This is a genomic window from Bradyrhizobium sp. WBOS07 (assembly GCF_024585165.1).
In the GTDB taxonomy this organism is placed as follows: domain Bacteria; phylum Pseudomonadota; class Alphaproteobacteria; order Rhizobiales; family Xanthobacteraceae; genus Bradyrhizobium; species Bradyrhizobium japonicum_B.
Genome location: NZ_CP029008.1, coordinates 2,786,424 through 2,801,678, shown reverse-complemented (window position 1 = coordinate 2,801,678; position 15,255 = coordinate 2,786,424). Strand labels below are relative to the sequence as shown.

The following is a 15,255-nucleotide window of genomic DNA, read 5'->3' as shown; positions in this document are numbered from 1 at the left end:
GATGCATGCAAATGCATCTATAATGAATGCAGTTGCATCAAACCGCGCCGGGATCGCATCATGACCGCCTCACTCAAGCTCATCAGCCACAAGCTTTGCCCCTACGTGCAGCGCGCGGTGATCGCGCTGAAGGAAAAGGGCGTACCGTTCGAGCGGATCGACATCGATCTCGCCAACAAGCCCGACTGGTTTCTAAAACTCTCGCCGCTCGGCAAGGTGCCGGTGCTGGTGGTGACGACGGAGCAGGGCGAGGTCGCGCTATTCGAGAGCAACGTGATCTGCGAGTACATCGAGGAGACGCAGGGTGGGGCAAAGCTGCATCCGGCGGATGCGTTGAAGCGCGCCGAGCACCGCGCGTGGATGGAATTCGGCTCGGCGGTCCTCGGCGACCTCTGGGGGCTGGAGACGACGACGGATGCGGCGACGTTCGAGAGCAAGCGTCAGGCGCTGGTGTCGAAGTTCGCGCGTGTCGAAGCCGCGCTAGGCGGAGGCCCCTTCTTCTCCGGCGAGCAATTCAGCTTGGTCGATGCCGTATTCGCGCCGATCTTCCGCTACTTCGATCTGTTCGACGAGCTGACCGAGCACGGCATCTTCCGCGATGTGTCGAAGGTCCGCGCGTGGCGCGCCGAGCTCGCGAAACGTCCAAGTGTGCGCACCGCGGTCGGCGCCGACTATCCGGAATTGCTGCGCGCCTTCCTCGTCCGCCACGACGCGCATCTGCTCAAGCTCGCGGCCTGAGCGCCTTTTCGTAGCCCGGATGGAGCGAAGCGCAATCCGGGTTCTCTTTCCGCGGATGCAGTTTCCCGGATTTCGCTTCGCTCCATCCGGGCTACATGGCCTCAGCGCACGTTGGCCAGACGCATGTCCAGATACGCCGTGATGGTCTCCATCAGCGGCTCGAGCTTGGCGTCGAAGAAATGATTGGCGCCGGGGATGATCTGCTGGTCGATCACGATGCCCTTCTGCGTCTTCAGCTTCTCGACCAGCGTGTTGACGTCCTTGGGCGGCACCACCGCGTCCTTCTCGCCGTGCACGATCAGGCCCGACGACGGGCAGGGCGCGAGGAACGAGAAGTCGTAGAGATTGGCCGGCGGCGCGATCGAGATGAAGCCCTCGACCTCGGGACGGCGCATCAACAGCTGCATGCCGATCCAGGCGCCGAAGGAGAAGCCGGCGACCCAGCAGGCGCGCGCCTCGGGATTGATGGTCTGCGCCCAATCGAGCGCGGCGGCGGCATCCGACAATTCGCCGGTGCCGTGGTCGAACGAACCCTGGCTGCGGCCGACGCCGCGGAAGTTGAAGCGCAGCACCGAGAAGCCGCGATGGGCGAAGGCGTAGTAGCACTGGTACACGATCTGATGGTTCATCGTGCCGTGAAACTGCGGATGCGGATGCAGGATCATCGCGATCGGCGCGTTCTTCTGCTTGGCCGGGTGATAGCGACCCTCGAGGCGGCCGGCAGGGCCGGTGAAAATGACTTCAGGCATGGATGTCTCTGATTGAGTCCCTTGGAGGTGATCCCTGCGCAATCGTCCGATTGTGGCTCTGCCCGCGTTGCCGCCGACGAGAAGCACGGATGAAAGGTGGAGAGGCGCGCCCTCGGATGATGCGCGAGTGGCGCGCAGGTGAACTGACGCGCGCTTCTAACACGAGGCAAGGGTCAAAAAGCAAGCTTCTTCGACATCTCTCAATGGGCTCAAGAGCTTAGCCAGTCATCTCAGCGTCATGTCCGGCCCTGTCGCCGGCGCGGGACGTCGCCTGGATACAATCGGTGCCGGCAAGAGGCGGCGGCTCTGCCGCAGGACACCGCTCAACCGATTGGAATCACGATTGTTTATGCATCGCCGGCCGATCGGGGGGCGGCGATTCCCGCCGGGGCGGGCCGGCTTCCGAGCGAGGCGACCGCCGGCCGGTAACGCCGGCTGCCCCCGAGCGTCTGGCCGTTGTCGAAAACGAGCTCGAAATCTCCTGACGGCTTGAGGTCGACGCCGCGCACCCGGTCGAGATTGGCAAGCTTGGTCCGGTGAACGCGAACGATGGAAAAGCGCGTCAGCTCGCTTTCCGCCGCCGCCAGCGTGCCCCGGATCAGATGCCGGGTGCCGTCGGCGAGGCTGTACTCGATGTAGTTGCCGGCGGAGGCGACCCAGAGGATGTCGCGCGGCACCACGCGAATGCGGCTCGTCCCGTCGCGTAGCCAGATCACGTCGGGGGACGAGGGCTGGAGCGGGGAGGGCGGAGGCGCGGGAGCGGCTGCGGCGCTCTTCAACTCACGCCGGCTTTCGAGCAGCCAGATCGTGCTGGCGATCAGGACGACGGCCACCGCGTCCTTGCGGAATTCGTACAGGACGGTCGCGAGCGAAAAGCGGAAATCGTAGGCGCCGCCGGCGAGCCAGAGCGCCAGCTTGCGCACCCAGACCATGCCAGTGATGTGGAGGGCGGAGAAGCTGAGGACGGTGATCGCCCCGATGGCGGCGCGGGCGGCAAGGCCAGGGGTCCCGCGCATACGGCGGACCGCCAGCACCAGGATCGGCAGCAGCAGCAGGATGATCGCGATGCTCGACATCTCCCAGAACAGCCGCCGGCCGATGTCGTAGCTGTCGCCGCGCCAGGCCGCGTCCTGGGCGCCCGAGAATGCATTGACGATTCCGATCGCGAGCGCGACCGCCGCGATCGCAGCGAACGTGGTCCGGTCGCCCCCGCTGATCCCGAAAGGCCCGCTGTTCGTCCCAGCCGCCGGCGGCTCATCCCGTCGCGTCGGATGCTGATCCCAAACCGGCTCGACGCGCGGCGTCGGCGGCGCATTTTCGGTGTCAGCCATTTTCAGTGTCAGCCATGGCCCGGAAACCGCGTTCGTCGTCCGTCAAGGAGCAGAAAACCATGACAACACCACAGCAATTCCAAAGCTCGGACAGGCGCATCGATCTGGACTGGGTGAGGATTTTAGCCTTCGGGCTGCTGATCTTCTACCACGTCGGCATGCTCTACGTGTCCTGGGGATTTCACATCAAGAGCGTGCACCGGCTGACCTGGCTGGAACCGGTGATGCTGTTCCTGAACCCCTGGCGGCTGTCGCTGCTGTTCCTGGTATCAGGGGTTGCCACCCGCTTCATGCTCGACAAGTCGACCTTGACCGCGCTTGCCGGTGCCCGGTCGACACGGCTGCTGATCCCGCTGGTCTTCGGCATGCTCGTGATCGTGCCGCCGCAATCCTATCTCCAGATCGTCGAGAGCCTCGGCTATCCCGCAGGCTTTCTCGATTTCTATACCAGGCATTACTTCGCGTTCGGCGCGCAGTTCTGTCCGAACCCGTGCATCGTGCTGCCGACCTGGAACCATCTCTGGTTCGTGGTCTATCTGTGGGTCTACACGATGGCCTTGATTGGCGTACTCGCGCTGTGGCCGGCCGGCGCGGACTGGCTGGGCCGCAAGCTGGCCGTCGTGCTCGCCGGGCCGCGGCTGCTGATCGTGCCCTGCGTGCTGTACGTGGCCTGGCGCCTGGTGCTGTTTCCGGCCTTCCCGTCGACGCATGCGCTGTTCGGCGACTGGTACAACCACGCCGACCACGCCACCGCCTTCCTGATCGGTTTCCTGCTGGCGAAGCAGGAGGGGATCTGGCGCGAGGTCGAGCGCCAGCGCTGGGTGGCGCTGGCGGCTGCAGCGGCCTGCTTCTCGGCCTTCATCCTGGCTCGCGCCGGACTGTTTGCACCGTCGCCCGCGCTGAGGTGGGCCGCCGCCTCGGCCTATGGCTGCTACCAATGGCTCGCGATCGCCGCCGTGCTGGGCTTTGCGCGACGCCACCTCGCTGCCGACGGCCCGGTGCGGCGCTATCTCACCGACGCGATCTTCCCGTACTACATCGTGCATCAGACCGCGATCATCGTGATCGCCCATGCCTTGCGCGGCAGCGGTCTCCCGGTTGGGGCCGAGGCCTCCATTGTCATCATCGGGACCGCGCTCGCATGTGTGGCGACCTATGAAATGGTCCGGCGCATCGTCTGGCTGCGACCGCTGTTCGGATTGCGGGCGCTGCCGCGGATTGTTGCCGCGATCGAGCCGCACCGGCCGGCCCTGGCGCACGCGGCCTCCGATTGGACGGATGGCAAAAGGTGCTAAGAGGGCGAGATGCCGACCCGTGTCTATCTCGACTGGAATGCGACCACGCCGCTGCGGCCCGAGGCTCGGGCCGCGATGGTTGCGGCCTTTGACCTGGTCGGCAATCCATCGTCGGTCCATGCCGAGGGGCGGGAGGCGCGGCGATTGGTGGAGGAGGCTAGAGCCGAGCTTGCCTTGGCGGTCGGCGCCTTGCCGCGGAACGTGGTCTTCACCTCCGCAGGAACCGAGGCCAATGCGTTGGCCCTATCGCCGGGGTTGCGAGGGCCGTCCAGCGGGCCTGTCGAGCGGCTGCTGGTATCGGCGGTCGAGCACGCCTCGGTGCTGGCGGGTGGCCGGTTCCCGGCGGACAGGATCGGCCTGATCCGCGTCACGCGCGCCGGCGTGGTCGATCTCGAATACCTAAAGGCACGGCTCGCGGACGGGCCGCCGGCGCTGGTCTCGATCATGGCCGCCAACAACGAGACGGGCGCGCTCCAGCCGGTCGCCGAGGCGGCGCGGATCGTTCACGAGGCCGGCGGCCTCCTGCATGTCGATGCGATCCAGGCGCTGGGGAAAATCCCGTTCGATATCAAGGCTATGGGTATCGACCTTGCGACCTTTTCTGCGCACAAGATCGGCGGCCCCAAGGGCGTCGGCGCACTGGTCATGGCCGAGGGAATCGCCGGACTGGAGCCGGTGCTGCGAGGCGGCGGGCAGGAGCTCAGCCGTCGCGCCGGAACCGAGAATGTCGCCGGCATCGCCGGCTTTGGTACTGCCGTGAAGGTCGCGCTTGAGGCTCTGCCGGAGGATGCGGAGCGCATCACAACCCTCAGAATCCGCTTGGAAAACGGCATCCGGGGGATCGCCGGCGCAACCATCTTCGCGGAGGACGCCAGGCGGTTGCCAAATACCGTCCTGTTCACGGCACCCGGCCTCAAGGCCGAGACGGCCGTGATCGGCTTCGACCTCGAAGGCATCGCCGTCTCCTCCGGCTCGGCCTGCTCCTCCGGCAAGGTTCAGCCGTCCCACGTGCTTTCGGCCATGGGCTTCGACCCCGCGGTGGCGCAGGGAGCGGTGCGTCTCAGTCTGGGCTGGTCCACGGAACCGGATGACATCAATAGGGCGTTAGAGGCTTGGCGAAAGCTCGGTAATACCCTACTTAAGGGCTAAGCGATGAAACACGGCTTGAACGGTTCTAAGCCCGTGCTTTCCGCACAGAAATATCGTAATACTCGACCGAGTTTGATCCACCGCGGTCCTTGAAACCGCGAGCGGAGGATGGAATGCCAGCCGTACAAGAGACGGTCGAGCGCGTGAAGCGCATCGACGTCGACCAGTATCGTTATGGGTTTGAGACCCTGATCGAGTCCGACAAGGCCCCCAAGGGGCTGTCGGAAGAAACCGTCAAGTTCATCTCGCAGAAGAAGAACGAACCCGACTGGATGCTGCAGTGGCGGCTCGAAGCCTATCGTCGCTGGCTGACCATGCAGGAGCCGACCTGGGCTCGCGTCGACTATCCCAGGATCGACTTCCAGGACCTCTATTACTATGCGGCGCCGAAGCCGAAGAAGACGGTCACGTCGCTGGATGAGATCGATCCGGAGATCCTGAAGACCTACGAGAAGCTCGGCATCCCCTTGCGGGAAGTCGCCATGCTCGAAGGCGTCGAGCCCAAGCCCGGCGAGGAAGATCCCGCCCGCCGCAAGATCGCGGTCGACGCTGTTTTCGATTCGGTCTCGGTGGCGACCACCTTCAAGGCCGAGCTGAAGAAGGCCGGCGTGATCTTCATGCCGATCTCGGAGGCGATCCGCGAGCATCCTGAATTGGTGCAGAAGTACCTGGGCTCGGTGGTGCCGACCTCCGACAATTTCTACGCGACGCTGAACTCGGCGGTGTTCTCCGACGGCTCGTTCGTCTATGTGCCGCCCGGCGTGCGCTGCCCGATGGAGCTGTCGACCTATTTCCGCATCAACGAGCGCAACACCGGCCAGTTCGAGCGCACGCTGATCATCGCCGACAAGGGCGCCTACGTCAGCTATCTCGAGGGCTGCACCGCGCCGCAGCGCGACGAGAACCAGCTGCACGCCGCCGTGGTCGAGCTCATCGCGCATGATGATGCCGAGATCAAATATTCGACGGTGCAGAACTGGTACCCCGGCAATTCCGAAGGCAAGGGCGGCATCTACAATTTCGTCACCAAGCGTGGCGATTGCCGCGGCGCCAATTCCAAGATCTCCTGGACCCAGGTCGAGACGGGATCAGCGATCACCTGGAAATATCCGAGCTGCATCCTGCGCGGTGATAATTCCCGTGGTGAATTCTATTCGATCGCGATCTCGAACGGCTTCCAGCAGGTCGACAGCGGCACCAAGATGATTCACCTCGGCAAGAACACGTCGAGCCGGATCATCTCCAAGGGCATCGCCGCCGGCAGGTCGCAGAACACCTATCGTGGCCTCGTCACCGCGCACCGCAAGGCGACCGGCGCGCGCAATTTCACGGCCTGCGATTCGCTGCTGATCGGCGACAAATGCGGCGCGCACACCGTGCCCTACATCGAGGCGAAGAATTCCTCGGCGACGTTCGAGCACGAAGCGACGACGTCGAAGATCTCCGAGGACGTGCTGTTCTACTGCATCCAGCGCGGGCTCAGCCAGGAAGAGGCGGTCGGCCTCGTCGTCAACGGCTTCGTCAAGGACGTGCTGCAGCAGCTGCCGATGGAGTTCGCGGTGGAAGCGCAGAAGCTGATCTCGATCTCGCTCGAAGGCAGCGTCGGTTAGCTCGGACCTCATCCTGAGGAGGCCGCGCAAGCGGCCGTCTCGAAGGATGACGACCGGAAAGATTGTTGGCCTCGCTCTTCGAGACACGCCTTCGGCGCTCCCTGGGGTGAGGGGATAGATGGAAACAAGACCATGGCTTTGCTTGAAGTGAAAGACCTTAAGGTTCGTGTCGAGGAGCGTGAGATCCTCCACGGGCTGACGCTGACCGTGAACGAGGGCGAGGTTCACGCAATCATGGGACCGAACGGCTCCGGCAAGTCGACGCTCTCGCACGTCATCGCCGGCAAGCCCGGCTATGAGGTCACCGACGGCCAGATCCTGTTCAAGGGCGAGGATCTCCTGGAGATGGAGCCGAACGAGCGCGCCGCCAAGGGTGTGTTCCTGGCGTTCCAGTACCCGGTCGAGATCCCCGGTGTCGCCACCATGAACTTCCTGCGCACCGCGCTGAACGCCCAGCGCAAGGCGCGCGGCGAGGATGAATATTCGACGCCGGACTTTCTCAAGAAGGTGCGCGAAGTCTCGAAGTCGCTGAACATCCCGCAGGACATGCTCAAGCGCGGCGTCAATGTCGGCTTCTCCGGCGGCGAGAAGAAGCGCAACGAGGTGCTGCAGATGGCGCTGTTCGAGCCGAGCCTGTGCATCCTCGACGAGATGGATTCCGGCCTCGACATCGACGCGTTGCGCATTGCGGCCGACGGCGTCAACGCGCTGCGCTCGCCCAAGCGCTCGATGGTCGTCATCACCCATTATCAGCGGCTGCTGAACTACATCGTGCCCGACGTCGTGCACGTGATGTCGAAGGGCCGCGTCGTGAAGAGCGGCGGCAAGGAGTTGGCGCTGGAGCTGGAAGCGTCCGGCTACGCCCAGTTCGAGGATGCCGCGTAAGGATTGTTTGCAATGAACGTTGCTGTGGCAAAGACCGGAAAGGGCCGCGCGGTGAGCGATCTCTTCACCAGCGCCGAGGGCCGGCTGCCGGGTTCGCCTAACGTGATTGCGGTGCGCCGCGAGGCGTTCGAGACCTATGAACGGCTCGGCCTGCCGCACCGCCGGATCGAGGAATGGAAATACACCGACCTGCGCGCGCTGGTCGGCGAGGTGCTGCCGCTGGCCGCCGCGCCCGATGCGGCCGCGTTGAAGCGCGCCGCGGATACGGTGAAGGTGCATGCGATCGACGGCGCCCGCAAGCTGGTGCTGGTCGATGGCGTGTTCGCGGCCGATCTGTCCGACGTCAAGGCGCTTGTCGCCGAGGCGGGCTTCAAGACCCTGCGCGAGACGCTGGAGAGCAACGCCGGCCTGCTGAAGACCGCGGCCACCGATGCGGTGATCGCGCTGAACGCGGCGATGGCGACCGACGGATTCGTGTTGTCGATCGCCGACGGCGCACAGCTGTCCGCGCCGATCCAGATCATCCACATCGCGGCCGCCGGGTCAGCGTCGGCGTTCACCCGCTCGCAGGTCGTGATCGGGAAGGGCGCTCGCGCCACTCTCGTCGAGACCTTCGTTGCGGCGGACGCCGGGGCTTACCAGGTCAACGACACCGTGCTCGTCTCGGTCGGCGATGATTCCGACGTCGCCCACATCCGCCTGATGGACGATGCGCCCGACGCGTTGAACGTCACCTCGCATTTCGTCACCATCGGCGCCAACGTGAAGTACAATTTCTTCAACATGACCACCGGCGCTGCGGTGAGCCGGCTGCAGGGCTTCATCACGCTGGCGAGCGAGGGCAGCGAGCTCTCGGCCAACGGCGTCAACCTGTTGAAGAAGACCGAGCATGGCGACACCACGCTGGTGGTCGATCACGCCGTGCCGAACTGCGTCAGCCGCGAGATCTTCCGCGCCGTGATCGACGACCGCGGCCACTCGGTGTTCCAGGGCCGCATCATCGTCCGTCCCGACGCGCAGAAGACCGACGGCAAGATGATGACCCGCGCGCTGCTGCTCTCGGACGAGGCCGAGGCCGACAACAAGCCCGAGCTCGAGATCTTTGCCGACGACGTCTCCTGCGGCCACGGCGCCACCGCCGGCGCGCTCGACGACAGCCTGCTGTTCTATCTGAAGGCGCGCGGCCTGCCGGAGAAGCAGGCCCAGGCGCTGCTGATCCAGGCTTTCGTCGGCGAGGCGGTCGAGCAGATCGCCGACGAGGCCTTGCGCGAGCACGTGATCGGCATCGCCGAGCGCTGGCTGGAGCGGCGCCAATGAGCACGCATCCCGCGGTCAAGAACGGCACTTACGACGTCGCGCGCGTGCGCCAGGACTTTCCGGCGCTCGCCATGCAGGTCTACGGCAAGCCGCTGGTGTATCTCGACAACGCCGCCTCGGCGCAGAAGCCGAGCGCCGTGCTCGAGCGCATGACGCAGGCCTATACATCCGAATACGCCAACGTGCATCGCGGCCTGCATTACCTCGCTAACGCGGCGACCGAAGCCTATGAGGGCGGCCGCACCAAGGTGGCGCAGTTCATCAATGCACCGCGGACCGAGGAAGTGATCTTCACCCGCAACGCGACGGAGGCGATCAACCTAGTCGCATCGTCCTGGGGCGGGCCGAACATCGGCGAAGGCGACGAGATCGTCATCTCGATCATGGAGCACCATTCCAACATCGTGCCCTGGCATTTCCTCAGGGAGCGCCAAGGTGCGGTGATCAAATGGGCGCCGGTCGACGACGAGGGCAACTTCCTGATCGACGAGTTCGAGAAGCTGCTGACCGCGAAGACCAAGCTGGTCGCGATCACCCAGATGTCGAACGCGCTCGGCACCATCGTGCCGGTCAAGGAGGTCGTCAGGATCGCGCATGCGCGCGGCATTCCCGTGCTGGTCGACGGCAGCCAGGGCGCCGTGCATCTGCCGATCGACGTCCAGGACATCGGCTGCGACTTCTACGTCTTCACCGGCCACAAGGTGTACGGGCCGACCGGCATTGGCGTGCTCTGGGCCAAGTACGACCATCTCGTCGCGATGCGCCCCTTCAACGGCGGCGGCGAGATGATCCGCGAAGTCTCGCGCGAGGTCGTCACCTATGGCGATCCCCCGCACAAGTTCGAGGCGGGCACGCCGGCGATCGTCGAGGCCGTGGGTCTTGGCGCGGCCATCGACTACGTCAACTCGATCGGCAAGGAACGCATCGCTGCGCACGAGGCCGATCTCACCGCCTACGCCCAGGATCGCCTGCGCGAGATCAACTCGCTGCGGCTGATCGGCACGGCGAGGGGCAAGGGCCCGGTGATCTCTTTCGAGCTCAAGGGCGCGCACGCCCACGATGTCGCCACCGTGATCGACCGCCAGGGCATCGCGGTGCGTGCCGGCACCCATTGCGTGATGCCGCTTTTAGAGCGGTTCAACGTGACGGCCACCTGCCGGGCCTCGTTCGGCATGTATAATACGCGGGAAGAAGTCGATCATCTGGCACAGGCGCTGTTGAAGGCGCGGGATTTGTTCGCATGAGTGACACGGCCGAAATCAAAGCCAATCCGATGGAGACCCATTCGGCGCTGCCGCCGGAGGAGACCGAGCGGCTGACCCGCGAGATCATCGCCGGGCTCAAGACCGTGTTCGACCCGGAAATTCCCGCCGACATCTACGAGCTCGGCCTGATCTACAAGGTCGAGATCAAGGACGACCGCTCCGTCGACGTGCAGATGACGCTGACGACGCCGAACTGCCCCGCCGCCGGCGAGCTGCCGACCATGGTCGAGAACGCGGTCGCCAGCGTTCCCGGCGTCGGCGTGGTCGACGTCAAGGTGGTCTGGGAGCCGCCGTGGTCGCCCGAGCGCATGAGCGACGAGGCCCGCCTCGTCCTCAACATGTGGTGACGCGTAAACCCTTGCTTTGAATCTCGGGCATTGAATTCGCTCCGCAACGGACCAGATAGACAAGATGACCCAGATTTCGTCAGGTTCGACCCCAGCATCCAATCCGAAGCCGCGGCGTCCGCGGCCCCAGGTGATGCGGCTGACGGATGCGGCCGCCCAGCGCATCACCGAGCTGACCCAGCGTGCGGATTCCGAGATCGTCGGCTTGCGCGTCGGCGTGAAGAACGGCGGCTGCGCCGGCCAGTCCTACACGGTCGAATATGCCCACGAGATCCGGCCGACCGACGAGGTCGTCGAGGACAAGGGCGTCAAGATCCTGGTCGACCCCAAGGCCGTGCTGTTCCTGCTCGGCACCGAGATGGACTACAGGGCCGACAAGATGCAGGCCCAGTTCGTCTTCAACAACCCCAACCAGATCTCCGCCTGCGGCTGCGGCGAGTCGGTGGAGCTGCGGCCGGCCAAGATCGACGGGTAGTTTCGCCCAACCCTCCATTCCCGTGTCCCGGACGCGCTGCAGCGCCATAGCGCGTTCAAGACGCGCGTAAACGCGCTTTTGCCGCTGCTGCGCAGAGCCGGGACCCACGCTATAGTCGGTGCAAGACGGGTGGGCCCCGGCTCTGCAGCGCATCGTTGCTCGCTGCGCTGCGTCCGGGGCACGAGAGATGTGCTCATGGACCGCGAATTCCTGATTGACCTGTTCGCCGATTTCGGCCCCGTCACCATCCGCAAGATGTTTTCAGGCTTCGGCATCTCCGCCGACGGCATCAACTTCGCCTTGTCCTTGCGCGCCGGCCTGTTCTTCCGCGCCGACGAGGCGACCATCCCGGACTTCGAGGCCGAAGGCTCAAAGCCGTTTCAGTATTCGACCCGCGCCAAGACCGTGGTGGTGAAATCCTATTGGGAGCTGCCGGCAAGGCTGTTCGACGATTCCGAGGAGTTTGCGCAATGGGCGAGGGCGGCGCTCGCCGCCGCCCAGCGCGCCAAGGTGAAGAAGCGGCCGAAGGGGAAGAAGGTGGCGAGGAAGATCGCGGCGAAGAAGTCCATAGCGCCCCGGAGGCAGGCTCAGTCCAAACCGAGAAAGTAGCGCCACTCGGTGCCCATATTGTTGTCGGTCACGAGGGTTTGGCCGGTGGTCGCCTCCAGCAGCTGCGGACATGGTTCGATGGTGGGACCATCCTGACGGAAGTCGGCGATCAGTGCATCGAGCCGAGCGCGGTCAGTGTCGTCGGGAGCAAATTCGGGTTTGCCGTCGATGCTGTAGGTTTCGAGCGTTCGTCGCCAGCGATCATGATCCCACGCGATCGGGGTCTGCGACAGCACCATATGGTTCAGGAACCGGGCGCCGTAGGAGAAGGCGGTGCAGCCTGTGCGCTGCGCGCGCCGCGAATTGGTGGTGTTGTAGAAGAAGATCCCGCCGGGCTTGAGGTGTTGCTGCACCAGGCCAAGGAATTCCGACGACAGCAGATTGGTGATGTTGGCGCGGAAATGCCACGTCGTGTTGGAGACGACCGCATCGAAACGGGCGTCGGGATGGTGGCGGAGCCAACGGCGTCCGTCGTCCTCGACAATCCTGACCTTGGGATGGCTCAGGATCGACCTGACATCGTCGTGCTTTGCGATCAACTCGAGATATCCGCGATTGATCTCGACGATCGTGAGCGATTCCACGTCCGGATTGTTGGCGATGACCTGAGCCCATGACCCGGATGAGAGGCCGATCATCAATACCTGCCGTGGTGCGGGGTGGAAGAGACTCAGCGCGTACGGCCGGATGATGCCATTGCGATCGGACTTCAGATCCGTGTTGAAGCGGCCGTCATACATGCCGTTGCCAAAGACGGTGCCGTCGTTGTCGACGGTGATGATGCCGCTACGATTCTCGACAATCTGCGCGAAGTCGTGGTCGGCGAGCGTCTTCGCCTGCAGATTTTCCAGCAGCCGTTGGCTCAACAAGGCGCTTGCGCCGAGGCCGAAGACGAGAACCGCAATGGCAAGATAACCAAGACGATTTCGCTCCTGCTTTGGGGCAAGCGCTATCAATGCAAATGCGGCCATCGTGCCGCCGACGAGCAGCATCGCCGCGATCTGCCTGATTCCAAGATAGTCCGTCAGCACGAAGCCCGTGAGGATCGCCCCGCTGGCGCAGCCTGCGATGTTGGCGAAATAGAGCAGCGCTGTCCGCTGGCCGATTCGTTCGTCGGTCGCGATACCGAACTGCGAAAGATAGGGGAGCAGCGCACCCCATTGCCGCGCGATCAGGTAGGTGATCGCGACGGCGATGCCGATCACGCCGGCGCCGACCCAGGCCAATTGCGTCATCAACGGAAGGAACATCGCGGCGAAAAAATTGGCCCAGATCAGATCGCTCGCGGCCTGGCGCAAGGCATCCTGCGGCGCAAGCGTCCTGCAGGACTGTCCGGCCTTTCGTGCGCCGACCGCGATTCCTGTCAGGAAAGCATAGAGCGTCATCGCAAATGCCAGCGAGCTCGATCCCGAGGCAAACGACATCACGCGGAACAGGTAGATCTCGTAGGACAACGAGATGAATCCACCCGCCATCGCGAGCAGGACGACAACACCCATGCCAAGGATCGGCTGGGTGTCTGGGGCCGTGGTCGACGTTCGAGACTCCGGCGCCGCGCCGGGACCAGAGAGGATGTGCGCCGCGATCGCACCGGCGCCGACCGCGAGATTGATTCCAGCCGCGATCGTGATCGCCTCATGCATGCCGAGAAAAGGGAAGATCAGGGTGGCGCATACGAGGCACGCGGCACCGGCGCCGAGCGTATTGACAAAATAGAGCGTACCGACAGCGTCGCCGATCTCGCCGGTCATGCGTGCCAGATACGAGACCAGGATCGGCAGCGTTGCGCCCATCAGAAGGGTCGGCAGCAGCACCAGGACGAGGTTGATTGCGGCAAGGGCGGGCAGCGGCAGGTCTGCGACCATCGCGCCCACCTTCTCGAAGATCTGGAGCGAGGCCAATCCAAATGCGGCGGTCGCGAGCTCGATCACTCCGAGCAGCAACAACGGCTTGACGTTGGTGCGTCGGGATATCCAGCCGCCGCACAGGCTGCCAAGCCCGAGCCCGAGCATGAAGGCGGTCACGATAATCGTGACTGATTCCGAATTGACGCCGAAGATCCGGAACAGGCTTCGTTGCCAGGTCAGTTGATAGATCAGTGCCGGGAAGCCGGAAAAGAAGAAGAGGATGCAGAGGACGCGGACACGGGACGCAGCGAATCTCTGCCCTGGCGCATCCGCAGGCAACTCGACGGCCGTCATATCAATGGATCCATTTTCCCACGCCCTCGCAACCTGCTGGAGAAAGGTAAGTAAAGGTTGCGGTTGGTTGGCTGAACGAGGCTGGATCAACGGCCCAATCCGGCAACTCGGTGCGCAGGGTTAAGCCATGGTGAACAGGGGATCGGGACGCCCGACTTAGGACCTGTGCCGGAGGTCCATCGAGGCACCAAAGGTCAGCTCCTAAGCCGTAGCTGACGTACACGGCGATGCCCGCTGAGGGCGGCTTGTGACCCCGGAGCTGACATCAGGACGCAGGGATTGGCCTTTCGGGAACTTCAAGCTTAGTGCAGACTTCAGGCCATACTTCGAAGAATTGGATAGGGTGCTGCCGATGCCAATTTTCCTTGATCGACACGATCTCTCGGGGCTGACCGCCGCCGATATTGCCGAGGCGCATCGCAAAGATTTGGAAGTGCAAGATCGATACGGCGTTCGTTTTCTAACGTACTGGTTTGATGAATCGCGCGGTACGGGCTTCTGTCTCATTGACGCACCGGACATCCGAACGGCGATGAGGGTTCATGACGAAGCTCACGGCGACGTAGCGAAAGATGTCATCGAAGTGGACCTCTCGGCGGTCCAGGCGTTTCTGGGGAGGGTGTCCGACCCGGCCCCTAGCGGCGCGGCAGACGATGTCAAATTCGATTCGGCGCTGCGAGCTATCATGTTCACCGACATCGTTGGTTCTACCAGCATGACGGAGCGTCTTGGCGATGCCCGTTCAGTGGAGATGGTTCGGGCTCATGACGCGCTGGTGCGCCGGGCCTTGAAGGACGAGGGCGGGCATGTGGTGAAGCACACCGGCGATGGTATCATGGCATCCTTTGCCGACGCCTATGCCTCCGTGCAATGCGCCCGCGCCATCCAGCGCGCATTTGAAGCCTTCAATCTGGCGAGCAAGGAGAAGCTTCAGGTGCGAATTGGCATCGATGTCGGCGAGCCGATTGCTGACAGCAACGACCTGTTCGGTGCGACCGTTCAACTGGCCGCTCGTTTGTGTCAGTTGGCCGACCCCGATGCCATTCTCGTGTCAAAGGCTGTACAGGATTGCATCCGAGATCGTGTGCAAGTGTCAAGCTTGGGTGCCCACCATCTCAAAGGCTTTCAGCAGCCCATTGATGCATATGGAATCGAATGGCGTTAATTGTCGCGACGACTGGCGACGTCTGCGTTTGGCCCGTCGCGTCCCCGGGAGCTAGCCGCTTTTTCGCTGCTATTGGGGCGTGAGCAGACATCAAAGGCCAGTGGCTTGATGGGTACCGG

Annotated in this window: 14 protein-coding genes; 11 read left to right on the top strand and 3 right to left on the bottom strand. The window is 63.8% G+C overall.

What is annotated here, in order from left to right:
- Positions 1-60: 60 nt before the first annotated feature.
- The gene (locus DCM79_RS13180) at positions 61-738 is read left to right on the top strand and encodes a glutathione S-transferase family protein (RefSeq protein ID WP_257180194.1); all 678 of its coding nucleotides are present in this window, start codon (positions 61-63) and stop codon (positions 736-738) included.
- A gap of 101 nt (positions 739-839) precedes the next feature.
- Here DCM79_RS13180 and DCM79_RS13175 read toward each other — a convergent pair whose 3' ends face one another.
- On the bottom strand, positions 840-1,487 hold the full coding sequence (locus DCM79_RS13175; RefSeq protein WP_024337874.1) for an alpha/beta hydrolase: 648 nt from the start codon (positions 1,485-1,487) through the stop codon (positions 840-842).
- A gap of 347 nt (positions 1,488-1,834) precedes the next feature.
- On the bottom strand, positions 1,835-2,818 hold the full coding sequence (locus DCM79_RS13170) for a LytTR family DNA-binding domain-containing protein (protein WP_257180193.1): 984 nt from the start codon (positions 2,816-2,818) through the stop codon (positions 1,835-1,837).
- Positions 2,819-2,877: 59 nt separating this feature from the next.
- Between DCM79_RS13170 and DCM79_RS13165 the strand changes: the two genes are divergently transcribed.
- The 9 genes from DCM79_RS13165 (at position 2,878) to DCM79_RS13125 (ending at position 11,770) form a co-directional block, all read left to right on the top strand.
- Positions 2,878-4,113, top strand: a complete 1,236-nt coding sequence (locus tag DCM79_RS13165) for an acyltransferase (RefSeq protein ID WP_257180192.1) — start codon at positions 2,878-2,880, stop codon at positions 4,111-4,113.
- 9 nt (positions 4,114-4,122) lie between these two features.
- Positions 4,123-5,262, top strand: coding sequence for a cysteine desulfurase family protein (locus DCM79_RS13160; RefSeq protein WP_257180191.1), 1,140 nt, complete (start codon positions 4,123-4,125; stop codon positions 5,260-5,262).
- 113 nt (positions 5,263-5,375) lie between these two features.
- Positions 5,376-6,872: a Fe-S cluster assembly protein SufB gene (sufB, locus tag DCM79_RS13155; protein ID WP_257180190.1), complete on the top strand. Its 1,497-nt coding sequence runs from the start codon at positions 5,376-5,378 to the stop codon at positions 6,870-6,872.
- A 132-nt stretch (positions 6,873-7,004) separates the two neighbouring features.
- On the top strand, positions 7,005-7,757 hold the full coding sequence (gene sufC / locus DCM79_RS13150; protein ID WP_028136651.1) for a Fe-S cluster assembly ATPase SufC: 753 nt from the start codon (positions 7,005-7,007) through the stop codon (positions 7,755-7,757).
- Between the two features lie 12 nt (positions 7,758-7,769).
- Positions 7,770-9,074, top strand: coding sequence for a Fe-S cluster assembly protein SufD (gene sufD, locus DCM79_RS13145; protein ID WP_257180189.1), 1,305 nt, complete (start codon positions 7,770-7,772; stop codon positions 9,072-9,074).
- Complete coding sequence (locus tag DCM79_RS13140; RefSeq protein ID WP_257180188.1) at positions 9,071-10,318, top strand: cysteine desulfurase; 1,248 nt, start codon at positions 9,071-9,073, stop codon at positions 10,316-10,318. The genes sufD and DCM79_RS13140 overlap by 4 nt, the downstream gene beginning before the upstream one ends.
- The gene (locus DCM79_RS13135) at positions 10,315-10,686 is read left to right on the top strand and encodes an SUF system Fe-S cluster assembly protein (RefSeq protein WP_018641712.1); all 372 of its coding nucleotides are present in this window, start codon (positions 10,315-10,317) and stop codon (positions 10,684-10,686) included. Before DCM79_RS13140 ends, DCM79_RS13135 begins: the two co-directional genes overlap by 4 nt.
- Positions 10,687-10,750: 64 nt before the next feature.
- Positions 10,751-11,161: an iron-sulfur cluster assembly accessory protein gene (locus tag DCM79_RS13130; protein WP_257180187.1), complete on the top strand. Its 411-nt coding sequence runs from the start codon at positions 10,751-10,753 to the stop codon at positions 11,159-11,161.
- Between the two features lie 195 nt (positions 11,162-11,356).
- Positions 11,357-11,770 (top strand): TfoX/Sxy family protein, encoded by a 414-nt coding sequence (locus tag DCM79_RS13125; RefSeq protein WP_257180186.1) that lies wholly within the window; start codon positions 11,357-11,359, stop codon positions 11,768-11,770.
- Here the strand turns inward: DCM79_RS13125 and DCM79_RS13120 are convergent.
- Positions 11,749-13,971: a fused MFS/spermidine synthase gene (locus DCM79_RS13120; protein WP_257180185.1), complete on the bottom strand. Its 2,223-nt coding sequence runs from the start codon at positions 13,969-13,971 to the stop codon at positions 11,749-11,751. The two genes, DCM79_RS13125 and DCM79_RS13120, sit on opposite strands and share 22 nt — an antisense overlap.
- Before the next feature lie 352 nt (positions 13,972-14,323).
- On the opposite strand from DCM79_RS13120, the gene DCM79_RS13115 reads away from it, so the two are divergent.
- Positions 14,324-15,136, top strand: coding sequence for a nickel-binding protein (locus tag DCM79_RS13115; RefSeq protein ID WP_257180184.1), 813 nt, complete (start codon positions 14,324-14,326; stop codon positions 15,134-15,136).
- Positions 15,137-15,255: the final 119 nt, after the last annotated feature.